This window comes from Rhodococcus sp. JCM 9793 (genome assembly GCF_055380405.1).
Window position 1 is genome coordinate 1 of sequence record NZ_AP043721.1, and the last position, 23707, is coordinate 23707.

26 protein-coding genes are annotated in these 23707 nt (G+C 64.9%); 9 read left to right on the forward strand and 17 right to left on the reverse strand.

Annotated features, from left to right (window positions below; translation table 11 throughout):
- Nucleotides 1–110: 110 nt before the first annotated feature.
- Genes ACZ46K_RS02105 through ACZ46K_RS02115 form a run of 3 tightly spaced genes read right to left on the reverse strand, consistent with a single transcriptional unit; the run spans nucleotide 111 to nucleotide 1394 of the window.
- On the reverse strand, nucleotides 111–932 hold the full coding sequence (locus tag ACZ46K_RS02105; RefSeq protein WP_464746424.1) for a hypothetical protein: 822 nt from the start codon (nucleotides 930–932) through the stop codon (nucleotides 111–113).
- A gap of 34 nt (nucleotides 933–966) precedes the next feature.
- Nucleotides 967–1200, reverse strand: coding sequence for a hypothetical protein (locus ACZ46K_RS02110; RefSeq protein WP_054806486.1), 234 nt, complete (start codon nucleotides 1198–1200; stop codon nucleotides 967–969).
- Entirely contained in the window at nucleotides 1197–1394 is a 198-nt protein-coding gene (locus ACZ46K_RS02115) for a hypothetical protein (protein ID WP_054806485.1), read from the reverse strand. Before ACZ46K_RS02115 ends, ACZ46K_RS02110 begins: the two co-directional genes overlap by 4 nt.
- A 214-nt stretch (nucleotides 1395–1608) precedes the next feature.
- Here ACZ46K_RS02115 and ACZ46K_RS02120 point away from each other — a divergent pair, with 214 nt between their 5' ends.
- Nucleotides 1609–1992 (forward strand): hypothetical protein, encoded by a 384-nt coding sequence (locus ACZ46K_RS02120; RefSeq protein WP_464746426.1) that lies wholly within the window; start codon nucleotides 1609–1611, stop codon nucleotides 1990–1992.
- 240 nt (nucleotides 1993–2232) lie between these two features.
- Here ACZ46K_RS02120 and ACZ46K_RS02125 read toward each other — a convergent pair whose 3' ends face one another.
- The 6 genes from ACZ46K_RS02125 to ssd all read right to left on the reverse strand — a co-directional run bounded on the left by ACZ46K_RS02125 (nucleotide 2233) and on the right by ssd (nucleotide 9152).
- Nucleotides 2233–2979, reverse strand: coding sequence for a hypothetical protein (locus ACZ46K_RS02125; protein ID WP_464746428.1), 747 nt, complete (start codon nucleotides 2977–2979; stop codon nucleotides 2233–2235).
- Between the two features lie 794 nt (nucleotides 2980–3773).
- Nucleotides 3774–5387, reverse strand: coding sequence for a recombinase family protein (locus ACZ46K_RS02130; RefSeq protein ID WP_464746430.1), 1614 nt, complete (start codon nucleotides 5385–5387; stop codon nucleotides 3774–3776).
- A 156-nt stretch (nucleotides 5388–5543) separates the two neighbouring features.
- A complete protein-coding gene (locus ACZ46K_RS02135; RefSeq protein WP_464749513.1) occupies nucleotides 5544–6113 on the reverse strand; it encodes a type II secretion system F family protein in 570 nt (189 codons plus the stop codon).
- 8 nt (nucleotides 6114–6121) lie between these two features.
- Complete coding sequence (locus ACZ46K_RS02140; RefSeq protein WP_464746432.1) at nucleotides 6122–6922, reverse strand: type II secretion system F family protein; 801 nt, start codon at nucleotides 6920–6922, stop codon at nucleotides 6122–6124.
- Nucleotides 6919–8091 carry a TadA family conjugal transfer-associated ATPase gene (locus tag ACZ46K_RS02145; protein ID WP_464746434.1) on the reverse strand — a complete coding sequence of 391 codons (1173 nt, stop codon included), beginning with the start codon at nucleotides 8089–8091 and terminating at the stop codon, nucleotides 6919–6921. The genes ACZ46K_RS02140 and ACZ46K_RS02145 overlap by 4 nt, the downstream gene beginning before the upstream one ends.
- The gene (gene ssd / locus ACZ46K_RS02150) at nucleotides 8088–9152 is read right to left on the reverse strand and encodes a septum site-determining protein Ssd (RefSeq protein ID WP_464746436.1); all 1065 of its coding nucleotides are present in this window, start codon (nucleotides 9150–9152) and stop codon (nucleotides 8088–8090) included. The genes ACZ46K_RS02145 and ssd overlap by 4 nt, the downstream gene beginning before the upstream one ends.
- Nucleotides 9153–9513: 361 nt before the next feature.
- On the opposite strand from ssd, the gene ACZ46K_RS02155 reads away from it, so the two are divergent.
- The gene (locus tag ACZ46K_RS02155) at nucleotides 9514–10380 is read left to right on the forward strand and encodes an HAD family hydrolase (protein WP_054807895.1); all 867 of its coding nucleotides are present in this window, start codon (nucleotides 9514–9516) and stop codon (nucleotides 10378–10380) included.
- 415 nt (nucleotides 10381–10795) lie between these two features.
- Here the strand turns inward: ACZ46K_RS02155 and ACZ46K_RS02160 are convergent, their stop codons facing one another.
- A complete protein-coding gene (locus ACZ46K_RS02160) occupies nucleotides 10796–11548 on the reverse strand; it encodes a Fic family protein (RefSeq protein WP_464746439.1) in 753 nt (250 codons plus the stop codon).
- A 227-nt stretch (nucleotides 11549–11775) separates the two neighbouring features.
- On the opposite strand from ACZ46K_RS02160, the gene acs reads away from it, so the two are divergent.
- From acs to ACZ46K_RS02175, 3 genes are all read left to right on the forward strand, one after another.
- Nucleotides 11776–13707 (forward strand): acetate--CoA ligase, encoded by a 1932-nt coding sequence (gene acs / locus ACZ46K_RS02165; protein WP_464746440.1) that lies wholly within the window; start codon nucleotides 11776–11778, stop codon nucleotides 13705–13707.
- 196 nt (nucleotides 13708–13903) lie between these two features.
- On the forward strand, nucleotides 13904–14404 hold the full coding sequence (locus ACZ46K_RS02170; protein WP_054807284.1) for a phage holin family protein: 501 nt from the start codon (nucleotides 13904–13906) through the stop codon (nucleotides 14402–14404).
- Nucleotides 14405–14426: 22 nt separating this feature from the next.
- The gene (locus ACZ46K_RS02175; RefSeq protein ID WP_464746443.1) at nucleotides 14427–15359 is read left to right on the forward strand and encodes an alpha/beta fold hydrolase; all 933 of its coding nucleotides are present in this window, start codon (nucleotides 14427–14429) and stop codon (nucleotides 15357–15359) included.
- A 6-nt stretch (nucleotides 15360–15365) separates the two neighbouring features.
- Here ACZ46K_RS02175 and ACZ46K_RS02180 read toward each other — a convergent pair whose 3' ends face one another.
- The 4 genes from ACZ46K_RS02180 to nth are packed head-to-tail and all read right to left on the reverse strand — an operon-like array spanning nucleotide 15366 to nucleotide 18722.
- A complete protein-coding gene (locus tag ACZ46K_RS02180) occupies nucleotides 15366–16556 on the reverse strand; it encodes a MarP family serine protease (RefSeq protein ID WP_054807285.1) in 1191 nt (396 codons plus the stop codon).
- Nucleotides 16553–17251, reverse strand: a complete 699-nt coding sequence (locus ACZ46K_RS02185) for an NUDIX hydrolase (RefSeq protein WP_054807286.1) — start codon at nucleotides 17249–17251, stop codon at nucleotides 16553–16555. Before ACZ46K_RS02185 ends, ACZ46K_RS02180 begins: the two co-directional genes overlap by 4 nt.
- Nucleotides 17248–17910 (reverse strand): TlpA family protein disulfide reductase, encoded by a 663-nt coding sequence (locus ACZ46K_RS02190; protein WP_464746445.1) that lies wholly within the window; start codon nucleotides 17908–17910, stop codon nucleotides 17248–17250. Before ACZ46K_RS02190 ends, ACZ46K_RS02185 begins: the two co-directional genes overlap by 4 nt.
- Before the next feature lie 5 nt (nucleotides 17911–17915).
- Nucleotides 17916–18722, reverse strand: coding sequence for an endonuclease III (gene nth, locus ACZ46K_RS02195; protein ID WP_054805739.1), 807 nt, complete (start codon nucleotides 18720–18722; stop codon nucleotides 17916–17918).
- An 81-nt stretch (nucleotides 18723–18803) separates the two neighbouring features.
- Between nth and ACZ46K_RS02200 the strand changes: the two genes are divergently transcribed.
- Nucleotides 18804–19073, forward strand: a complete 270-nt coding sequence (locus tag ACZ46K_RS02200) for a hypothetical protein (RefSeq protein WP_464746448.1) — start codon at nucleotides 18804–18806, stop codon at nucleotides 19071–19073.
- Between the two features lie 195 nt (nucleotides 19074–19268).
- Nucleotides 19269–19943 (forward strand): cyclic nucleotide-binding domain-containing protein, encoded by a 675-nt coding sequence (locus ACZ46K_RS02205; RefSeq protein ID WP_054805733.1) that lies wholly within the window; start codon nucleotides 19269–19271, stop codon nucleotides 19941–19943.
- 87 nt (nucleotides 19944–20030) lie between these two features.
- Here ACZ46K_RS02205 and ACZ46K_RS02210 read toward each other — a convergent pair whose 3' ends face one another.
- From ACZ46K_RS02210 to ACZ46K_RS02220, 3 genes are read right to left on the reverse strand one after another with little or no spacing between them, the layout of a single operon-like run.
- A complete protein-coding gene (locus ACZ46K_RS02210) occupies nucleotides 20031–20813 on the reverse strand; it encodes an MBL fold metallo-hydrolase (protein WP_054810126.1) in 783 nt (260 codons plus the stop codon).
- A 2-nt stretch (nucleotides 20814–20815) separates the two neighbouring features.
- Nucleotides 20816–21277, reverse strand: a complete 462-nt coding sequence (locus ACZ46K_RS02215; RefSeq protein ID WP_464746451.1) for a RidA family protein — start codon at nucleotides 21275–21277, stop codon at nucleotides 20816–20818.
- Between the two features lie 4 nt (nucleotides 21278–21281).
- Nucleotides 21282–21446 carry a DUF4177 domain-containing protein gene (locus ACZ46K_RS02220; RefSeq protein ID WP_132474880.1) on the reverse strand — a complete coding sequence of 55 codons (165 nt, stop codon included), beginning with the start codon at nucleotides 21444–21446 and terminating at the stop codon, nucleotides 21282–21284.
- Nucleotides 21447–21499: 53 nt separating this feature from the next.
- Here ACZ46K_RS02220 and bagA point away from each other — a divergent pair, with 53 nt between their 5' ends.
- A complete protein-coding gene (gene bagA / locus ACZ46K_RS02225) occupies nucleotides 21500–22513 on the forward strand; it encodes an ATPase BagA (RefSeq protein ID WP_054810127.1) in 1014 nt (337 codons plus the stop codon).
- A complete protein-coding gene (gene bagB / locus ACZ46K_RS02230) occupies nucleotides 22510–23649 on the forward strand; it encodes an ATPase BagB (RefSeq protein WP_054805735.1) in 1140 nt (379 codons plus the stop codon). Before bagA ends, bagB begins: the two co-directional genes overlap by 4 nt.
- Nucleotides 23650–23707 lie beyond the last annotated feature (58 nt).

Here is a 23707-nt window from a genome sequence, read left to right on the forward strand (position 1 = left end):
GCGGATCGCATCGAGGAATCGTGTTCGCCCTTCAAGGTCGAGTGATTCCAAGTACTGCTGATACGCGAAATGAAGATGACTTACGTTGAATGACATGGTGTTTCCGATGTCTAGTAGCGGATTGCGGCGACGAGTGAGGGTGGTCCTGCTGCTGCTCGTCGGGCGTCGTCGATGTCGGCGCGGTTCTCGGAGGTCCATACGTCGGCGAACTCCGCTTCCGTGGGTACCCACGGGTTTTGACGTGCATGGGCGACGAGTGCTGCAACATCCGTGACGGGTGCGGCGATACCTGTCCGAACGAGCGCGAGTGTGTGGAGGTTCAGCCCGTCGATCGGTGACGGGTTGATGCTCCAGAATGCTCGCACCACTTCGGTCTGTGCGTTTCGGATTGCGTTGTAGCGGTCGACCATGCTGCGGATCGCAAGGTATCCGGATTGTGATTCAGGTGTGGCGTAGGACGCGTCTGCGGTGAACGGTGCGGGTACGTTCTCGGCGTGTTCGAGCACTGCGGATGTGAGTTCGCTGAGTTCGTATGAGAGAGAAGCAATTACGGAATCGATGGATGCGGAAATCAGGGTGTCGAGCTGTGATGATGCTGCATCTTCGAGTCTGGTGAGTAGCTGCACCTCGAGATCAGCGGAGCGGTATCGGTCGTCGATCTTCCGGTAATCGTCGCTGATGTTCTTCGGGAGTTTCTGTTCTGCGAGGAAGGTTCGACCGTAGGTTGCCCGTTCGGTTGCTGCCTGCACTTTCGCGGCACGGGCAGCTTTCAGTCGGTCTTGTACTTCGAGGCGGAATCCTGCGATGCCCTGGTGGTCGGGGATCGCTGCAAAGATTTCCGCAAGCGTCTTGTCGGATGCTGCCAGGGTTGCGGCTTTCGACGGGTTCGGCCGGCGGTCTGGTGCTGCGATCGTGGTAAGTGCTGTGGTCATGGTGTCCCTTTTCAAAAAGTGTTTGCGCTGCGGACTATTCGTTGGTTTCGGTGTTGCCGAATCGTCGGTGCGCTTCTGCTCTACCGCTTGCACCGAACTTCCGTGGAGGGTCGGTGTCGTTGCTGTCGCCGGGCCACCTCTCACGCCACGAGGTCGGGATCTGCCCGACCTGTGCGCTGTACTCGGGACGCTTCGCACGTGGGGACCAGGCAAGGTGCGCGGTCAGCGCGGTGTCGTCGCGTATGTCGCGCTTGGGGTTGATGCTCACGCGTCGGTGCCGAATCGCTTACGGGCAGCTTCTCGACCCGCGGCCATGTCGGAGGTGCGCTGGCGTTTTGCGGGTGTTGTGGTGCGTTCTGCCTGGTCGAGTCGGTCGGTGAGGATGTCGCCCACTGCCTGATCGTCGTTGATGTGGTCGAGGATGGTCTCGAGGAGTGCCGAGAGTTCGTTTGAGATTGCCATGTGGTGTTCCCTTTTTTGTTTTTGGCATGAAAAAACCCAACTCGAACCGTTCTTGTGCGGTTCGAATTGGGTTGGAGGAAGATTTCTCTTCCGTATCTATTATAAGCCAATATCGGTATTCATGTTTGGGCGTGGGCATCTACACCCGGCTATCGATTCGTTTTCGTCGTTTCGCTGCGTATGCTTCTACAGCGTCGCGATCGAAGACGTAACCGTGATTCTGAGCGGAACCGATTTTGATTCCACCAAGCTGGGCGGCGATAAGACGAACCCGGCGGTCGTTGACTCCGATAATCGCTGCGGCTTCTTTGGTGTTGACGAAATCCATGGATATAACCTTCAACCTTCAGTCGGCGTTTCGCGGGCAAGCGTGATGATGCTGTTCAACAACATTCACCCAGCGGGTTTCGTCTGGCGTCACTTCTGGCCACGAGAAACACGCTGGGCATTGCCTCTCCACTCGTGCGATTTCCTCGAGTCGCTCAGCGATTTCGAGCCGAACCCGTTCGTCGGGTTCACCAACAACCATGGCGAGCATTACGGTCTGTACGGGTGTGAGGCTCATCGGATTGACCACTGCTTGGTTTCGTTGGAGTGAGGTCTGAATGGTTCGGGTTCGGTGCCGTCGAGTGCGTCGATCAGGCTGTCGACGAACGCGTATCCGAGTGACTTGGTTAGCCGCAAGGTGAGGCCGGCGAGGACGACTCTGATGGATAGCCCATCATCGTCCTGTGTCGCGGTGAACGAACCTGGTCGCACATCTAATGTCTGCATGGAATCTCCAATAGGGCGTAGTGGGGCTGTACTCAACGTGGAGCGACTTTCGGGCAGGAATGGACTATGCGTATGCGCGCTCATCTTTCGCGATCGTATTGGCTGCGATCTTCAAACCCTTAGCCCACGATTCACAGCCACTCAGGATTCCGCGCAGAATCGACTCCTCGAACCCCTCGAGGCTCCGACCGATGTCACGCTCAACCCATTCCTGCGCTGCGTCTGCGTCGCCTTCTGGGACATCCCGTGCAAAGTCCTTCGAGTCGTTCGGCAGGCGCAGCGCTTGCGCTGAGCCCGCGCAAGCGGAATCCCGGTTCCGGGATTCGTCCGAATCCCCCGCATGAGCGGAAATATTGTTTACATGGTCTGGTTGCGTTGTATTGTTATGTCGAACCAATGTGGTGCGAGGGGTCGAACCAATATGGTGCGGGGGGTCGAACCAATGTGGTGCGAGGTCGGTCTGATCAGGCTTCACCATTCCGGTTGACTCTGAACTTCCTTGCGTTGACTCTGAACTTCCTTGCAGGTCAGGGGTGGTATTTGCCCCTAATGGAACTTCAGTTTGGGGTTGTCCCACAGTTGTCCCGGCGTCCGTCCCGTGGTTGTCCCACTGGGACATTTCGTATTCCTGCAGGTCAGAGGTAGTGCCGTCTTGGTTTCCAATATCCTCGGGGGATTCCACGGAGGGTTCAGGAAGGCTTTCGGAAGGGTTCCAATGCGGCGTGTCGCTGACCCACATTTCAAATCGGTTGATCCGTCCATCCGACATCTTGGAGAACCTCAAATATCCGGCGTCCTGAAGTTCCTTCACGGCACGTAACCTTGTGGACTTGGGGAGCTTCGTCTTACTGTCGACCCAAGTCCAGTTAAAGGCGAAGCCATCGACGTGGCGGACCAACCATGCCGCTAGAACCTTCGCTGCAGGACTCAGATCAGACTCGAACAGTTCATCTCTGATCTGAGAGAACTTTTCCTTAGGCCTGTCGACAACGTGCACAACACACTTGGGCGCGCCAAAAACGCTTTGCTGTATAATCAAGTTGTTCCTTCCAAGAACATGATTCGGCCCCAGCGCTCACGCCAAGCGCCGGGGCCAGTCTTTTTGTTGCTTCAGTCTTGATTCTGAAACATGACGAGTAGGCCGGACTCCGAAAGGTGCTGGTTGAAAATCTCATCTTGTGATGGGCCTTCGCAGACCTCGCCCATGGTGCCAGGTATCTGATGGGGCCACGTCGTCCAGTTGGTGCGGATGTTCGTATTCTTCCTGCCACACTTGGGGCAGTGTGCGAATGTGATCATGGGCTTGAGCCACGGCTTTTTACTCATGGGTTCGTTCCCCTCTGGGTTGAAAGCCCCGGTACGTGAAAGGGGACGTACCGGGGCTAGTCTTCTCGCTAAAGTAATTCTAACGCCGATTTCGGTATTTGGTCGGGGCGGCCCGGTAGGGTCGAAACGGCAAAGCCCAGTCAGTTCCGCAACATCAAGAACCGACTGGGTGAAACCATGACGATTAGCCACGCTAACCACACTCCACGAGACGCTACGAGATGCCACGGCAGCAAATGGACGCGGAATGTGAAGCGCGTCAATCTCTCCGGTGGTGGGTCAATCCTTGAACACCTGCAGGGAATCCTCGCTGAGGTTGAAACCTGTAGCGCCATGCTCCCGAAGCACGGTTTGCAGATTCTGCCACGCATCCGCAGCACCGACGGGACGCAACTGTTCCATCATTCCCGCAACATCACCCAACTCGATCCGCACCGTAAGGTCTGGGTCGACAGGATCCGGCGAGTACGCAAACCCCACGGCCACGCGCATTGACCGCAACCACACATTCCGTTCCTCGAGGGTGCGTTCCTCCCACCAGTCGGAGAACTTTTCCCCTGTGGGTTGCCACGACCACCCCGCTGCACGTGACGTTACAGACGAGAGTCGTTCCTGCCGTTCCCACAGTGCTCGGATGTTCTCGTCGAGCCGTGCTCGTTGAGGTGTTCCGGCACGGTAGACAGGGTTTCCTAGCAAACCTGTTAGGTCGGTCAACTGTTCGTTGACCTCGCTGAGTTCCGCTGAATGATCTTCGCCGGCATCCCACACACGCCGTAGTCGCTCCGATTCGCCGATCATGCGCAGAATGTTGTCGGTGACCGCGTCATCAAGTGTCGGCATCGGGACAGTTCGATTCCCGCATTTCTCCCGGTGCTGTGCAGACGCGCACCGATACCGTGGAGTCCGACCGTTAGCACCCTTCAGTCTGTATGCAGGGCGACCGCAGACCATGCAATAGCAGACCCGCAGCAGCAATGCCGAGGAACGGGCCGTTGGTTCCTTGCGATTCTCGCGATCCTTCAATTCCACTTGCACACGGTCAAACACAGCTCTAGTGAGTATCGGCTCAGCCCGAACCACAGGTGAACCGTCGTCTGACCTCACAACGTCATCCCCGGTAGGTGCGTATCCCAGTAGCGTTTTCGACTCCAGTGCACGCCGTAGACCGGTTGAATGCCACTGATACTTGCGGGGTGGTTTACCCTGGTGCTGGGCGAATCGGTCGCGGGCTGTGAGGACTCCGCGCTCCGTCAAGTCGTGCGCTATGGCGCGCATCGGTTCGGTACTCAATACTCGGTCGACGACTTCACGGATCACAGCAACCGATTCGGGATCCTGAACCAATCTCCACTCGCCATCAACTTGCCGTGGCAGATAACCCCAGGGGCTAACCCCGCCTGTATACCGACCGCGATCGTAGTTGTGTCGGTGGGCTGATTTGGTTCGCTCGCGGATGGCATCGAGTTCGAGTTCCGCCACGGTCGCGACCAGGGCGACGATCAACCGACCAAACTTGTCGCTCAAGTCGAAGTGTCGTTCGGTTGCGGATACCAGCATGACGCTGTGATCCTCGCTCCACGTGATCATTTCCCAAAGGTGTTTCACCGACCGCACCAAACGGTCGAGGCGGTAGAAGACGACGACGTCAAAGTCTTGCGGGTTGTTCAGCCACCGACTCAGTGCAGGCCGTTCGAACGGACTCGTCTTGCCCGCTGACACGTCCAGATCTTCGGCGATACCCACGACATCCCAGCCCCGTTCAGCACACAGTCGTTCGCACTCCAACCGTTGACGTTCAGGTGACGTCGATTCATCGGTGAGGCGTGAGAGTCGAACAACGATCAGTGCACGTAGCGAAGGTTTTCCGGTGTTAGGGTTGCGCTTCTGGGCCATGGCTGTAATAGTACTGTTTCGAGTACTCCGCTGTCGACATGCCCTCGTCGTCACTTGCAACCTTCACGACACGGCGGATGAACGACCGATCTTCTTCTGTGGGTTCAGCAAACACGAGTATCCCCTTTCTGCCGATGCGGACGGTCCGCGTCGACGTCACAACAGACCTGATCCCAGGACTCCCCGGGCCAGGCCGATCACCACCGGCACGATGCCCAAGCACACGAACGCCGGCAAAAAGCACAAGCCGAGCGGACCGCTCACGAGCACACCTGCGCGTTCGATGTCGCCGGCGGCTTCATCTTCGGCCTCCGCACGATGCCGCACGGCGAGTTCGGACACGATGTCGGACAGTGGCGCACCGGATTTCGCCGATCTCCTGGCGGCGCGAGCGAAGTCCTCGAGCAGTGCGTCGCCGTCTGCGGACCACGCGTCCGCCGGATCGGCACCGAGCTTCGAGCGGTCGGCTCCTCTCCGGAGTGCCGCGGCGAGCGCTGGCGGCGCGGATTCTGCGACCACGCCTGCCGCGGATGCTGCCGGCATCCCGGCCCGCAGGCAGGCCGCGAAGAGATCGAACGCAGCAGCGATCGCATACGGATCATGCGCGTCGCCGGTCGCACTACTCGTTGTGAGAACGGGCGATACGTGCAAGGACTGCAACCTCCGCGGTGCCGGATCGGGCACCACAACCAGTGCAGCGGCAAGACACAGCGCCGGCATCAGCATCGACCCGGTCACCGGCCCACCTTGTCTGCGATGCGATCGGTCCACAGCAATCCTGCACATACGAGCACCGTGCCGAGCACCAGCAGCACGGCGCCGAGTCCGTCGCCGAGGAGTGTCGTCAGCGGTGATGCTCCCATGAGCTGCCCCAATGCCACCCCGAGCACCGGGAGTGCGGCAAGAACCGTTGCGGTGGCGCGGGCGCCGGCGAGACCGGCGTCGGTTCGCGTCCGGATACGCATGCGGGCGGCGAGATCGGACCGGGCCGCCGACAACAGTTCCGCGAGCGCCAATCCGTGACGGTCCGAGACCGACCATGCGTCGGCAACCCTGGCGAGACTTTCTCCGATTCCATCGGACTCGAATTCCCGTGCTGCACCCCGTAATCCATCGGATGCGGACCCACCCAACCGCGCCCGTGCCGCCGCGACCCGCAGCGAGTCCGAGGTCGGCCCGGTGGTGTCGCGCGCAGCAGTGTCGCATGCGTCGGCGGGATGTGCGCCGACGTGCAGTTCCGCGATCACCATCTCGAGGCCGGAGAGCAGAGTCCGACGGTCGGTGTCGAGACGCGCCGCTCGTCGTCGGCGGCGCAGCCGGAACACGATCGTGGCCGCTGCGACTGCCACAGCGACGGCCGCGCCCACTCCCACGAGGAAGGCTCCGGCCGACGCCACGACCACCGCGCAGAGCACTCGATCCGGTCGACGCCGCATCGTCGGTGATGCGATGGCACGTCGTTCGAGGCGTCGGCGCGCGTCGGAACCGGGAGCAGCGAGGACGGCGGCCGCCAGGAACAGGATCGATACGGTCACGACCCCTCCCTCAACCGCAGGATCCGTTCGAGCCGTTCCGAACCGGAACCGGTTCCGCCGGCGTACGTCCACGCGGGCACCACCAGAATCCCCGCGACCGGGTCGCGTTCGACCACTCCGATCTCGACGAGTCTCCTGGTTCCGTCGGGAGCACGATGGACGTGCAGGATCACCTGGACGGCGGCGGCAAGCTGGCTGTGCAGGGCGGCGCGATCGAGTCCGCCCAACGCTGCGAGTGCTTCGAGTCGGGCAGGCACCTCGTCGGGTGAGTTCGCGTGGACGGTGCCCGCACCGCCGTCATGACCTGTGTTCAGCGCTGTGAGGAGATCGACCACCTCGGCGCCCCGCACCTCACCGACGACGATCCGGTCCGGCCGCATCCGCAATGCCTGACGCACGAGATCACGCACGGTGACCTCCCCGACGCCCTCGACGTTCGGTGCGCGAGCGACGAGACGCACTACGTGCGGGTGATCCGGCACGAGTTCGGCTGCGTCCTCGACGCATACGATTCGTTCTCCGGGGGCGACCGCGCCGAGGAGCGCCGCCAACATCGTCGTCTTTCCCGCGCCGGTCCCGCCGACTACGAGGAAGGCCACGCGCCCCGACACGATCCGACGGAGCAACCGGTGGGCGTCTGGATGCACCGCTCCGCGCTCGACCAACGCGTCGAGCCCTTGCGTCGCCGGTCTCAGCACACGCAGCGACAGGCACGTTCCGCCTTGTGCGACGGGGGCGAGCACTGCGTGCAGGCGGACGCCGAACTCGCCGTGCCCGGGGAGGCGGCCGTCGACCCACATCTGCGCGTCGTCGAGCCGACGCCCGGCGAACAGTGCGAGACGTTGCGCGAGACGCCGGACGGCAGCCTCGTCCGGAAACGTCACCGACGTGAGCGCCAGGCCGCTACCACAGTCCACCCACACCCTGTCGGGGGCGGTGACCAGTACGTCGGTCACGGTAGGGTCGGCGAGCAACGATTCGAGGGGGCCGGCTCCGGTGAGCTCGGTCTGCAGGTGACGTAGGGCGACGAGAAGATCGGTGTCGCCGAGCACTCCACCGGCTTCGGCTCGCAGCGCGGTCGCCACCCGTGCGGGTGACAGATCTCCCGGTTCGGCCGCGAGCCGATCGCGTACCCGATCGAGTAATTCGGCGTCCAGGACATCGTTCACGCAGCACTCCTCGTCCCGGCGCGAGCGGACGCGTCGAAGACCTCGAGGGCTGCGACAACGAGCGGCGACCGCCGCCGCAGTCGTAGACCGCCACGTTCGAGGGCCTCTGCGAGTCCGGGCTGAGGACGCATCGCGGCCAGCAGCGGGAGTCCCACCACTGCGGCGACGTCGGCCGCGCGCAGACCGCCTGGTGCGGGCCCACGCACCACGACTCCCGCCGTGGCGGCGCGATCCGTGAGCCAGTCCGCAGTCCGGGTGGCAGAAAGCGCGCCACTGACCCGAGCCTGGGTGACGAGCACGGTGGTGTCGGCAGCAGCAATCGCGGCCTCGGCGACCTCGTCGAAGGTGCGGGCCACGTCGCACACCACGACCGCGCCCGCACGACGCGCTGCTTCGAGGACTGCGGTGAGCGGAGCCGCGCCGATGCGCGCAGCACCCCGGTCGCCGGCAAACACACCCACTCCCGGAATCCATTCTGGTACGGCGTCGCGCAATGCCCGAGCAGAGACGCTGCCCGAGTCGACGGTCAGGCCCGACCATCGGATGCCGACCCGCTCTTCGAGTCCTGTGAGGGTGTCCAGTCCCGCGCCGAAGGGATCGGCGTCGACGAGGAGGACACCGCCGGGAGCACCCCGCGCGGAGGCCGCCCACGCGAGCGCGGCAGCGAACGTCGAGGCGCCCGCGCCGCCACAACCACCGACCACCGCGACCACAGTGCCTCCCCCCGCTTCGGGTTCGGCCGCTGCACCGAGGACGGCGAGCAGTTCCACTTCGTCGTCGGGAAGTCCGAGAACATGTTCGGCGCCGACCGTGGCCGCGGCCTGCCACTCGTCCAGGCCGGGTGCGCCCGGACAGACCAGCACGATCCCGGATCTGCGGGGCAGCGCCGCGGCGCACGCGAGCGCTTCGTCGCGGTCGACCACGACCAGGCCCGCATCCAGCCACGCGCGGCGATTGGGCAGAGTCGTCTCTTCGGCGAGCTTCCGGTCTGCTGCGGCTGCGACACTACGCAGGCCGGCGAGTAGAGCCGCGTCACCGATCAACGCGAGGACGTCGTTCATGCAGCACAGCCTGCGCGTCCGGTGAAGACCCCGGAAGACCGATTCGCCGGTATCGCCGAATCTGTGGATAGATCAGGTGCCTGTGGACAACTCGGTGCTGTGGACAACTCGATGCGACTCGCGTGCGGCACGCCGAGACGTCATCGGCGCAGGTAGGACAACCGCCACGAAAAAAGGACGACCCTCGCCAGGGGGGAGGAGGCGAGGGCCGTCGGAGTTCAGCCCCGGGGGGGTCGGGCTGAACACTGCCTGGATATCCAGACTGTCGCGATACTACACCTCCCATACACGATGTTTGCAAGTTCAAGCATCCGCGTGGCGTGGCGCTCATCCGGGCCCCGGAAGTGGCACCGCGGGCCCTATGGTGGAGCACGTGACAGACGCGACCGCGGATCCCGCCGAGTCCGGTCGGATCGCCGCCTTCTTCGACCTCGACAAGACCGTGATCGCCAAGTCGAGCGTCCTCGCATTCACCCGCCCGTTCTTCGAGCACGGCCTGCTCAGTCACCGCGCGGTGCTCGCGAGCAGTTACGCGCAGTTGCTCTTCGTGCTGTCCGCCGTCGACCAGGAGCGCGTCGACCGAATGCGCGAGCACATCGCACAGATGTGCAAGGGCTGGGACGTGGAACAGATCCGCTCGATCGTGGGCGAGACCCTCGACGAGATCGTCACACCGTTGGTATATGCGGAGGCCAAGGACCTGATCGCAGACCACCGCGCCCGCGGGCACGACGTGGTGATCGTGTCCGCATCGGGCGAGGAGGTCGTCACACCCATCGCGCAGGCACTCGGTGCCTCGTACAGTGCTGCAAGTCGTATGAGGATCGTCGACGGACGCTATGCGGGGGAACTCGAGTTCTACTGCTTCGGCGAGGCGAAGAGCACCGCGATCCGCGAGCTCGCAGTGAGCCACGGCTACGACCTGGCGCGTTGTTATGCGTACTCGGATTCTGCGACGGACGTGCCGATGCTGCAGGTGGTCGGCAAGCCGCGCGCGGTCAATCCCGACCGAGTGTTACGCCGAGTCGCGAATGAAAATGACTGGCCCATATTGACTTTCACCCGACCGGTGCCGTTGTCGCGACGCGTCCGGCCGTCAGCGAAAGGGCTCCTCAGGCTGGCCGTCGCGGGAGCCGCGGCGGCGTTGATCACCGGTGCCGCAGTCTACCTCGCCGGGCGCCGGCACGGCCCCGGGCAACACCTTCGCCTTACCCCACTCCCCGGCTGAATCTTTCCGAGCCAGGGGCTTGCCGACGCCGAAAGTACGGGGTACAAATGAGTTACGGAAACACGGAAGGCCAAGAGCGAATCAGAAGAGAAGATTCGATCTCCCGCCCGCGTTTCCCAGCACGGACACCGAGTACCCACGCGGAGCCGATGCCACTATAAGGGCAGAAGCGTTGTGGGCCTGCGAGTTCCGAGTTCTCGAAGGCAAGACCCTCGCACCCGTTGCGAGGAGCGAACCGCCGACACCCGGATCATCGCCGAGGCCGTTGACACACAACCCACACCAGCACGCATGGTAACCCGGAAAGTCCGTGCTAGCGGGTGGCGCACCGATCACGATCGGCGTGCCACCCGCTTTTGATCGTGCGACCTGAATACAGTGCGCTGCAATTCATTACATATTCGCACGGCCATCCTCACTTGCCACCGAATGCCTCGGCGATCGACGTCGCCTCGCGAGCACCGGCCTCGAGCGCACCGCAGGAGAAGATCACCCAGCCACCGACACCTTCCTCGGTGCCCTGACCGAAGCCTGCGATCCCGTCACGATAGGCCTGCACTCGCCGCATCCAGGTCACTTCGGGCACGCCGAGGTTGTGGGTGTCGAGTCCGGAAGCAACACACACCAGACGCGATGCCGCGCGCGCCACCAGACCGTCTGCCACGCCGAAGGGGCTCAGGGAACAGAGCTCGCCGTGCACCACGGCCGCGAGCACCGGGGCAGGAACAGAAGTTCTCCCCGTGACCAGTTGGGAAAGACCGTCGAGACGTTCCGCCACACCCGGCGCGGAGCGAGGCCGGCCCAGCTGCTCCGGATCGTCCACCAGGTCGGCCGCGGCGAGGAGGTGCAGCCGAGCAAGCGCCTGCAGCGGCGCACGGCGCCAGGTGGATATCTGGATTGCGAGCGCGTCACCGTCGAGGGATTGCGCGACCCGCAACGCACCAGAGAGCACGGGATCGCCGGTTTCCCCCGGGGGCGGAAGTTCCGTGGATCCACCGTCGATCGCTGCCGATGCCCGCGCGGCCCGCACCGAGGCCTCCGCCGCGGTGTTCGGCCAGCCGCGACGGTTCGTGCGGTGACGGTGAACCTCGGCGAGGGCCTCACGCGCGCGGTCGGCCGCGTCGCGTACGCCGGGAAGATCGAGGATGGGCTGAAGCGGATCTGTCACGGTCTCGAACGGTACCGGCGTGAGCTTCGAACATCACCCACGACCCATCACCGGGCACACCGAGACGCCACTCGTCGCGGCTGCCGACCGCCCGTCGCTCGACAGCGACCGATCAGCGCATGTGAGCAGGTTGCAGCGCCATGCAACGATGCGATCCCGGTCACAGGTGACTACGCTCACTGGGGTCCGAACTGTTTTGCCACGACCCGGAAAGAGGCCACCGCACCATGACGAGCGCAGCCCAGGACCACGACCAGCAGGCGTTCCCGCCGAGTGCAGAGTTCGCCGCCACCGCCAACGCCGGTCCGGAGTTGCAGGCCGCCGCCGACGCCGATCGGCTGGCGTTCTGGGACACCCAGGCACAGCGACTCGACTGGGCGACACCGTGGACGCAGGTGCTCGACTGGTCCGAGGCTCCCGTCGCGAAATGGTTCGTCGGAGGCTCCCTCAACGTCGCTTACAACTGCGTCGACCGCCACGTCGAAGCCGGCAACGGCGACCGAGTCGCAATCGCATTCGAAGGCGAACCCGGCGACTCCCGCTCCCTGACCTACAACGACCTGCTCGCCGAAGTATCGAAGGCCGCGAACACCTTCACCGACCTCGGACTGGTCACCGGCGACCGCGTCGCGATCTACATGCCGATGATCCCCGAAGCGATCATCACCATGCTTGCGTGCGCCCGCCTCGGCCTGACCCACTCCGTCGTCTTCGCCGGCTTCTCCGCCACCGCACTGCGCTCACGCATCGACGACGCCGAAGCCAAGCTTCTCGTCACCGTCGACGGCCAGTGGCGCCGCGGTCAGGCAGCCCCGCTCAAGACTGCCGCCGACGACGCGGTCTCCGGAGCCGCGTCGATCCAGAACGTGCTCGTGGTCAAGCGCACCGGCATCGACGTCGAGTGGACCGACGGCCGCGATCTCTGGTGGCACGAGACGGTAGAGAAGGCCTCCCCCGAACACACGCCCGAGGCGTTCGACGCCGAGCACCCCCTGTTCATCCTCTACACCTCCGGCACCACCGGAAAGCCCAAGGGCATCGTCCACACCTCCGGCGGTTACCTCACGCAGGCGTCGTACACACACCACTACGTGTTCGACCACAAGCCGGGCAAGGACGTCTACTGGTGCACCGCCGACATCGGCTGGGTCACCGGACACTCCTACATCGTGTACGGGCCGCTCTCGAACGGCGCCACCCAGGTCGTCTACGAAGGCACCCCCAACTCCCCGAACGAGCACCGCCACTTCGAGATCATCGAGAAGTACGGCGTCTCGATCTATTACACCGCCCCCACCTTGATCCGCACCTTCATGAAGTGGGGCCGCGAGATCCCCGACGCCCACGACCTGTCGTCGATCCGGCTGCTCGGCTCGGTCGGCGAACCGATCAACCCCGAAGCATGGCGTTGGTACCGCGAGGTCATCGGCGCAGGCACGGCTCCGATCGTCGACACCTGGTGGCAGACCGAGACGGGTGCGATCATGATCTCCCCGCTGCCCGGCATCACCGCCACCAAGCCCGGCTCCGCGATGGCGCCTCTGCCCGGCATCTCCGCGAAGATCGTCGACGACGAAGCCACACCCCTCGGCGCCGGAGGCAACGGTTATCTGGTCCTCGACCAGCCGTGGCCGGCGATGCTCCGCGGAATCTGGGGCGACCCGCTGCGCTACCGCGAGACCTACTGGTCCCGTTACGAGGAGCAGGGCTGGTACTTCGCAGGCGACGGCGCCAAGTACGACGAGGACGGCGCCCTGTGGGTCCTCGGCCGCGTCGACGACGTCATGAACGTCTCCGGGCACCGCATCTCCACCTCCGAAGTCGAATCCGCCCTGGTCAGCCATCCCGCTGTCGCGGAATCCGCGGTGGTCGGTGCAGCCGACGACACGACCGGTCAGGGCATCGTCGCGTATGTGATCCTGCTCGAGCATGTCGAGAACACCGGCGATGCGCTCATCAAGGAACTGCGCGATCACGTCGCGGTCGAGATCTCCCCGATCGCGAAGCCGCGGCAGATCACGATCGTGCCCGAGTTGCCCAAGACCCGCTCGGGCAAGATCATGCGACGCCTGCTCCGCGACGTCGCCGAGGGCCGCGAGCTCGGCGACACCTCGACGCTGGTGGACCCCGCGGTCTTCGACGCGATCCGCAAGAAGTAGCCCGCTCGACGCGGCGCCCTCCCAGAATCCGTTCGGGGAGGGCGCCGTGCTGTCATGGGAGCGAAGTACCGGAAGAAATCACAAATGCCTCCGCCTTGCCGGTCACTCGTCGCCCCCGCCCCGGGATCGGCGCTACTGTTACGGCGTGGGCGAGCCCACCGCAAGCACGAACGAACCAACCTGAAGGGGTCGACTAGTGAGCGTCACGAACGGGAACCGGCCGGGAGACGGGGCGCCGAGCAGCATCTCGGGCATTCCGCTGACGGAGGTACACACCCCGACCTCGCGGGACGCGAGTATCGGCGAACTCGTCCGTGACGCGACCGCGCAGGTGTCCACGCTGTTCCGTGCCGAGGTCGAACTCGCGAAGTCGGAGGTCACCGGTGAGGTCAAGAAGGGACTGCAGGGCAGTCTGTTCTTCATCCTCGCTCTCGCTGTTCTCATCTTCAGCTCGTTCTTCTTCTTCTTCTTCCTCGCCGAACTGCTCGATGTGTGGGTTGCCCGCTGGCTGGCGTTCCTGATCGTCTTCCTGCTGATGGTGGTCGTGACGGCGATCTTCGCGCTGATCGGTTACATGCGCGTTCGCAAGCTACGGGCACCGAACAAGACCATCGACTCGCTCAAGCAAGCGAAGACGGTTCTGCCGCATTCCGGCAGCGACACCGATGCACATCGCCCGCAGCACGCGGCGCGTTGACTCAGCTCGAACGATCACCACTTTGACCCCACCCGATCCGTCCACGGTCCGTTACGACGGCCCGTGGACCCATCGCGACATCCACGCCAACGGCATCCGGCTGCACGCGGTCGAAGCCCACGGCACCGGACCCGGCGCGCCGTTGGTGGTATTCATTCACGGTTTCGGTGACCTGTGGTGGTCATGGCGTCATCAGCTCACCGCTTTCGCCGACGCCGGGTATCGCGCGATCGCGATCGACCAGCGCGGCTACGGCGACACCGACAAGCCACCCCGCGGCTACGACGGCTGGACTCTCTCCAACGACGTCGCCGGACTGATCCGGGCGTTGGGATACACCGAGGCGATTCTCGTCGGCCACGCCGACGGTGGTCTCGTGTGCTGGGCCACCGCCGTTCTGCACCCTCAGCTCGTCCGCGCGATCGCGGTCGTGGATTCTCCGCACCCGATTTCGCTCCGTGATGCTGCACTTCGGGACCGTGCACAGCGCAAGGCCCTGCTACCCACCTTCCTCGCCTATCAGCTGCCGTGGCGACCCGAACGGCTGCTCGTGCGCGACGACAGCGCCGAGATCGAACGCCTCGTGCGGATCCGATCGGGGAGCGACTGGCAGCACAGCGAAGAATTCCCGGAGGTCATCGACCGCCTGCGCGCGGCAGTCCAGGTCCCCGGAGTGGCGCACTGCAGTCTCGAGTACCAGCGGTGGGCGTTCCGCAGTCAGTGGCGACCCGACGGCCGCCGGTTCATGAAGGCCATGAAAGTCACCCTGACCCTTCCCGTCCTGCAGGTGCACGGCGCGCTCGATCCGTATGTGGTCGCCGCGACTCTGCGTCGCTGTGTGCGACACGCACCCGGCCGGATCATGAAGTTCATCGACGGCGCAGGCCATTACCCACACCAGGAGAAAGCCGACGACGTGACGGCTGCGCTCCTGGACTTCATCCGCGCCCATTAGAGCGCTTCAGACGATGCACGTCCCTGTTTCGACGGCGGCGACCATCGAGTCGGCCACGGCGAGCTGACGGCTCACCTCGGATGCGGTGAGTGCGAAGCCGGTATCTGCATCGTCGACCGCCGCACCGAACACCATGCCCAGGATCCGCCCCTGCGGATCGACGAGCGGTCCACCGGAGTTGCCCTGCTGGATCAGCCCGCGCAGTGTGTAGACCTCACGCTCGACGGTGCCGCTGCGGTAGATGTCCGGTCCCTGCAGATCCAGAGTCTCGCGGATGCGGGCCGCGCTGGCGGTGTACGGTCCACCACCCGGATACCCGAGGACGATGGCGTCGTCGCCCGAGTCGGCCGGGGTGGCGGAGAACGCGAGCGGCGGCGCGGTCAGACCTGGGACCGCGAGGATCGCCACGTCGACCGCCGGGTCGAACAGCACGACCTCCGCGTCGAGTGCACGCCCGTTGCTCTCGACGGTGACCGCCGCGGTCCCCGCGACGACGTGCGCATTCGTCATGACACGTTCGGGCGACACTACGAAGCCCGATCCTTCGAGCGCCTTCTGACAGCTCGGGGCGACACCGTTGATGCGCAGCACGCTCGGATGCAACTGTGCAGGGATCGGCCCGTCGAGCAGTGTGCCGTCGGGGACGGCGACCTCTGCGATCGGTGTACGACCGAACGGCCCGATCACCTCGGGTAGGCCCGAGGTGTCGAGAAGTGCCGAGAACTCGTTGGGGATCGCCCGCATCCAGTCGGTCGCAAGATTGTCGACCGTCCCGAGTACCTTCGATCCGCGCACCGCCGCGGATATCTGCGGTTGCGCCGCGGACGTCAACGGGATGGCCAACAGCCAGGCGGCAATGAGAACCGCGACGGATTGGAGCCCCGCGCCGATCACGCTGTCGACCGCACGAGCGCTGGGGCTGTGCATACTGCTCCGCGCGGCTCGGCCGAGCACCATGCCCGCGACTTCCCCGACCACCACCAGCACGATGATCAACATGATCCCCGCAAGGATCCGTAGGCGTCCCTCGTCGACGTGGACGAGAACGTGCGGTGCGATGAGGATGCCGGCCACGGCACCCAACAACACCCCGAGGAATGCCAGCGCCGACGCCACCGCCCCCTGCCTCAGACCCGATGACGCCGCGATGATCACGACGAGGACGAGGACGAGGTCGAGCCAACCCGAGCCGGTCATGCGTCGATCACCCCCGATTCGAGTTCGGCTTGCACCACTTCCAGATCACGGACGTCGCTGTGGTCCCATTCGATCTCCCACCCCGACACCGCGAACAAACCCGCGAGAACGCCCGCGGTGAACCCCCACACGAGCATGCCGTCGACCTGGAAGGCCGGACCGCGATACCCCATCCGGTGGGAGACCTGGAATCTGTTGTCGGGGTCGAGTAGATCACGCAGAGGTACACGCACGACGAGAGCCGCTTCGGCGGGATCGACCACCCCGACCGGGCTGGGCTTCTCCCAATACGCAACAACGGGGGTCACGTCGAATCCCGACGGAGGAATGAACAGTTCGGGCAGCACCGCCAGCGGTCGCACACCGTCCGGGTCGAGCCCGGTCTCCTCCTGCGCCTCACGCAAGGCGGTCGCGATGGGGCCGTCGTCCTCCGGGTCGGCGGCGCCACCGGGAAATGCGACCTGCCCACTGTGCTCGCGCATGGTCGCGGCACGCTGAGTGAGCAATACATCGGCGTCTGCCGGCAGACCACCGCGGGCAAGAGGGTCGGGCTCTCGCGATCCGCCGAACAGGACGAGCACCGCCGCCTGGCGCAAGACCGTCCCGTGCGGAGCCTCGCGGGTCAGGACGGGGTTGAGTCCGTGTGGGTCGGTGAGTTCGGAGGTGGCCACACCCCGCAACCAATACGGCATCATGCGACAACCCCCAGATGTGTCTCGACAACCTCGGCTACCTCATCGGCGCTGCGGAACGGTTGGGGCAACACCTTCGCGACCGAACCGTCGGCGCGCACGAGCACCGTAACGGGCAGAACTGCCGGTGCAGCCACCGCCGCCTGCACACGTCCCGAACCGTCCTGCACCCCGGGCAGCCGGACGTCGTACCGAGCGAGCCGGTCCAGCGCGTTCGCCTCGTTGGGATCGGTGTGCACGGTCACCACCGACACCGCATCACCCGCGCGTAGCGCGTACTCCTCGAGCACGGGAAGTTCTTCGGCACACGGCCCGCACCACCACGCCCAGAGATTGACGACGGCGGGCCGACCGGCGAGCCCCGCGGCGAGGTCGACGGAGCCACCGTCGCCCACGCACTCGAACACCATTCCGGTGAGCGGTCCCTCCGGAGGTGCTCCCGTCGGAGCCGGGCACGGCTGCAGATCGGCTGCGGCGCGCAGCGGGGCGAGCGCCTGCGCGTCGTCCTGGGGTCGACGGTCGACGGGTGCCGCGGAGGTCCCCGGGACGTCGGTAGAAGTCGGGTCGGGGGTGTCGCTGTCGCGAGGCCAGATCGCGACGATCAACGCGATCACGACGACCAGTGCTGCCAGGCTCCAACGGCCTGCGCTCGAAGGACGCACCGCCGTCACCGCCCGGCGAGCGCGAGCAGATGCTCGGTCTCCGGTCCCTTCACGAGCCCCGCGGCGATCTGCGGGTCGGTGGGCCCGATCCCGTAAGAAGGGCAGTCCTTCGCGAGCACGCACACTCCACACGCCGGCTTACGCGCATGACAGACCCGCCTCCCGTGGAAGATCACCCGATGGGACAGCAGGGTCCATTCCTTACGCTCGATGAGCTCACCGACCAGATGCTCGACCTTCACGGGGTCGGTTTCGTCGGTCCACTTCCACCTGTTCACGAGCCGCCCGAAGTGGGTATCGACAGTGATTCCCGGCACATCGAAGGCATTGCCGAGGACCACGTTCGCTGTTTTCCGGCCGATACCCGGGAGCGTCACGAGGTCTTTCATCCGGCGCGGAACCTCGCCGTCGAAACGCTCGAGCAACGCCTGTCCGAGGCCGATGAGTGAGTTCGTCTTGTTGCGGTAGAAGCCGGTGGAACGGATGTACTCCTCGAGCTCGGTGCGGTCGGCTTCCGCATACGAGCGAGCGTCCGGGTAGCGGGCGAACAGCGCCGGCGTGACCTGGTTGACGCGTACATCAGTGCACTGTGCGGACAGAATCGTCGCGACCGCGAGTTCGAGCGGCGTGGTGAAATCGAGCTCGCAATAGACATGCGGAAAGGCCTCGGCAAGGCGTCGATTCATCCGCCGTGCGCGCCGGACCAGACCGAGGCGCGACTCGGGCCCCCGCGCCCGACGTGGCCTGCGCGGACTCCGTTCGGCGGCGCGAACAGGACTCGAATCGAGGCTCTCGGACGGGGTCGGCTGCACCTGAACCACTGTACGTAAGGCGCCGGGCTCAATCCGGGGGCCGTGTCTGTTCTGAGATCTTGCCGGTGTTTACTTCCCGTCATGCAAGCTCTTGCTGTCGTACTTCTCCCGGTGCTGCTCATGTTGTTTGCACTCGCCATGGAGAGGGTCGAATCGCGATTGAGTCGATTGTCCGTCCGTCAACAGGAGGTCGAGGAGTTCCTCGATCAGGCGGACCACGACGACGTCCACGCACTCGCCCGCGAAGGATTCCCCGGCGCGCTGGCCCGGTTCAATCGCCGTCGGCGGCGCAGCGACACCTCCGATTCCGTCGACGCGCCGGATCTGCTGGACGCGAGCCGAGCGAGCTGACGCCGGTACCGGCCGGTAGCATTCGAGGGCGGGATCCGACATACACGGACGATTCCGTGGTGTCGGTCACTCACACATGTGGCAGGCACAGTAGACTTGGCGTTCGTACGCCGAAAAGGTGACCCTCGCCGGATGCCCTGGACGTGCACACCCGCCAGTTGAAGAACAACAAGAATCATCCCAAAAGGAGCGCACGTGGACGAGGTCCTGGCCAGAGCAGGCATCTTCCAAGGAGTCGAGCCCTCTGCGGTTGCGGCGCTGGTCAAAGAACTGCAACCCGTCGATTTCCCGCGCGGCCACGTCATCTTCAACGAGGGTGAACCGGGCGACCGCCTGTACATCATCGTCTCCGGCAAGATCAAGCTCGGACGGCGCTCGCCGGATGGCCGCGAGAATCTGCTGACGATCATGGGCCCCTCCGACATGTTCGGTGAGCTGTCCATCTTCGACCCGGGCCCGCGCACGTCCACCGCCACCACCGTCACCGAGGTGCGTGCGGTGAGCATGGACCGCGAAGCACTCAAGGCGTGGATCGACCAGCGACCCGAGATCGCAGAGCAGCTCCTGCGCGTGCTCGCCCGTCGTCTGCGGCGCACCAACAACAGCCTCGCCGACCTGATCTTCACCGACGTCCCCGGTCGTGTCGCCAAGGCCCTGCTGCAGCTCGCGCAGCGCTTCGGCACCCAGGAAGCGGGCGCGCTCCGCGTGACCCACGACCTGACCCAGGAAGAGATCGCCCAGCTCGTCGGCGCGTCCCGCGAGACCGTCAACAAGGCGCTCGCCGACTTCGCACACCGCGGCTGGCTGCGGCTGGAAGGCAAGAGCGTGCTGATCTCGGACTCCGAGCGTCTGGCGCGTCGCGCCCGTTAGGGACACTCTCCGGTCGACACTGCTGACGAGTGAGGCCGGGACACCATCTGGTGTCCCGGCCTCACTCGTTCGTTGTTGCTCTGCGGTCTACCCGCGTAGATATGCCAGCTGCACGTTCACCGACTTCTCGGCCGCTCCCCACAAGGACTCGTCGACGTCCGCATAGACGTGTTCGACGACCCGTCGCGCCGAGACATCGTGGCCGAGGGTGCGCAACGCGTTGCGCACCTGGTCGAGCCGTTCCTCCCGGTGCGCGAGGTACCCGCGAGCGATCGTCTCGAGGTCGGGTAGTTCGGCCCCGTGGCCGGGGAGCACGGTGTACCCCGGGCCCAGTTCGATGTACGCCCGCAGCGAACCCAAATAGTCGCCGAGGTCGCCGTCGACGTCGTCGAGCACGGTGGTTCCGCGCCCGAGGATCGTGTCGGCGGTGAGGACGCTGCGATCGTCCTCGAGAACGAACGACAGTGAGTCCGCCGTGTGCCCCGGTGTGGCGAGCACCCGCACGCGGAGTCCAGCTGCTTCGACGACGTCGCCGTCGGACAGTGCGGTACCGCCGCCGTGCCGATGTTCGGGTGTCACGGCATGGACAGGGCTGCCCGTGAGCTCGGCGAAGCGCTCACCCCCCTCGGTGTGGTCGAAGTGGCGATGACTGATGAGCGTCATCGCCACCGGGACCTGCGCGACACGCGCGAGGTGACCCTCGTCGAGCGGCCCCGGGTCTATCACGATGCACTCGTCGCTGTCCGGTGCGCGCAGGATCCACGTGTTGGTTCCCTCGAGGGACATCACCGACGGATTCTCGGCGAGAATCACCGCCGCGTTCTCGGTGATCTGCCGCAGTTGCCCGTAGGCAGGGTGAGAGAGCGCCATGATCAGCGCACCTCGACCATCAGTTCCACCTCGACGGACGCAGCGAGCGGAAGTTCGGCGACACCGACTGCCGACCTCGCGTGAGCGCCGGCCTCGCCGAAGATCTCGCCCAGCAGTTCCGAGGCTCCGTTGACGACACCGGGTTGACCCGTGAATCCGTCGGCCGAAGCCACGAATCCGACGACCTTGACGATGCGCACCACATTGTCGATTCCCACGAGGGCGTCGACTGCAGCCAGTGCGTTGAGCACCGAGATGCGGGCAGCGGCCTTCGCGTCGTCGGCGGACACGTCGGAGCCGACCTTGCCGACGTACGCCAGGGTGCCGTCGACCATAGGAAGCTGGCCCGAGGTGTAGACAGTGTTCCCGCTGCGCACAGCCGGCACATATGCGGCGACCGGCTTGGCGACCGACGGCAGGGTGATCCCGAGTTCGGTCAGACGTGCGGTCCAGGTTTCGGCCATGCGGTCAGCTCTTCGGGCGCTTGAGGTATGCGACGTGCTGTTCGCCGGTGGGTCCCTGCAGAACCGTCACCAGTTCCCACCCGTCGGAACCCCACGTGTCGAGGATCTGCTTGGTCGCGTGCGTGAGCAGGGGCACGGTTGCGTACTCCCACGTAGTCAATTCACTCATGACCTGACCCTATCCGGCGCCTTTCCCCCTTGACGACTTATAGGCTCGTCACCGTGGCGACACAGACATCTCATTCCGGCACATGGCCGGCCAAGGCCGCGCGGGCACGACTGCACTTCGTGTCCGGTAAGGGTGGAACCGGGAAGTCCACGGTGGCGGCGGCGATAGCGCTCGCCCTCGCGTCGGGAGGCCGGAAGGTCCTGCTCGTCGAGACCGAGGGCAGACAGGGGATCGCGCAGCTGTTCGACGTGGCGCCGCTACCTCCGGTGGAGACGAAGATCGCAACCGCCGAGGGAGGCGGAATGGTCATGGCCCTCGCGATCGACATCGAGGCAGCGTTCCTGGAATACCTCGACATGTTCTACAACCTCGGGTTCGCGGGCCGTGCGATGCGCAAGCTCGGCGCGATCGAGTTCGCGACGACGCTCGCCCCAGGACTCCGCGATGTGATCCTCACCGGAAAGATCAAGGAGACGGTGGTGCGCACCGACAAGTCCGGTGAGCGCCTCTACGACGCGATTGTGGTCGACGCCCCGCCCACCGGCCGGATCGGCAGTTTCCTCGACGTGACGAAGGCGATGGCCGACCTCGCGAAGTCGGGACCGATCCGCTCGCAGAGCGAAGGTGTCGTCCGGTTGCTGCATTCCGACGAGACCGTCGTGCACCTGGTGACGCTGCTCGAGGCACTACCCGTACAGGAGACGGCGGACGCTGTCGACGAACTCGAGGCAGCCGATCTGAGGATGGGCACGGTGATCGTCAACAGGACCGAACCCGAGCACCTGCCGGACGCACTCGTCGACGACGTCGCCGACGGCCGCATCCCCGGCGAATCCATCCGGACGGCGTTCGAGCGGGTGGGGCTGACGCTGTCGGACGACGATTTCGCCGGATTGCTCACGGAGACCATCGAGCATGCCTCGATACTGCAGGCGCAGCAGGTCAGCGCCGCCCAACTCGACGATGTGAAGGTGGCACGGATGTCTCTACCGCTGCTTGCGGACGGGGTCGACCTCGGTGGGCTCTACGAGCTTGCCGAACTTCTTGCCGAGCAGGGCGTCCGATGACCGAGCGGACGGTGCGCACGGCACCGGTGCTCGATGTCGCGAAGATCCTCCACGACCCGGCGTCACGGGTGATCGTGTGCTGCGGGTCCGGCGGTGTCGGTAAGACGACGACGGCAGCATCGCTCGCATTGCGTGCGGCGGAGCAGGGCCGCAAGGTAGTGGTGCTCACGATCGATCCGGCGAGGCGGCTGGCCCAAGCACTCGGTGTGCAGACTCTCGACAACTCCCCGCAGAAAGTACCGCTCGAGTCCGGTACGACGGGCGAGCTGCACGCGATGATGCTGAACATGCGCCGCACCTTCGACGACATGGTCGTCGAACACTCGGCGCCGGAGAAGGCACAGCAGATCCTCGACAACCCCTTCTACCAAACGGTGGCGTCGTCGTTCTCCGGTACGCAGGAGTACATGGCGATGGAGAAACTCGGCCAGCTCGCGGCGAGCGACGAGTGGGATCTCATCGTCGTCGATACCCCACCGTCACGGAACGCCCTCGATTTCCTCGACGCACCACAGCGCCTCGGTGCCTTCCTCGACGGTCGGATGATCCGAATCTTCACCGCTCCGGGCCGTGGCCTCGGGCGACTCGTGACGGGCGCGATGGGTTTGGCGTTGAAGGCCGTGTCGACGATCGTGGGCAGCCAGATGCTCTCGGATGCATCCGCGTTCGTGCAGTCGCTGGATTCGATGTTCGGCGGGTTCCGTGAGCGCGCCAACCGCACCTATCAGCTCTTGCAGCAGCCCGGAACCCACTTCATGGTCGTCGCGGCCCCGGAACCGGATGCCCTGCGCGAGGCATCGTTCTTCGTGGAACGTCTGAGCGGCGACAAGATGCCGCTCGCAGGTCTCGTGCTCAATCGGACGCACCCGACATTGTCGTCGTTGCCGGCCGACCACGCGTTGACCTCGGCCGACCTCCTCGCGGAGCAAGATAGTGAGGATGCGCCCGCCGCAGCGGCCGTGCTCCGCATCCACGCGCATCGCGCAGTGACGGCGAAGCGAGAAGTTCGTCTGTTGCGTGGATTCACCTCGGCGAATCCACGTGTGCCGGTCGTCGGTGTGCCGTCGTTGCCCTTCGAGGTATCGGACCTCGAAGCGCTGCGCGCAGTGGGCGACCAGTTGACCCGGCAGGCATGAACATTCCGGGTGGCACGCACGACCTTCCCCGTCGTGCGTGCTCCGGCGTCGTCACACA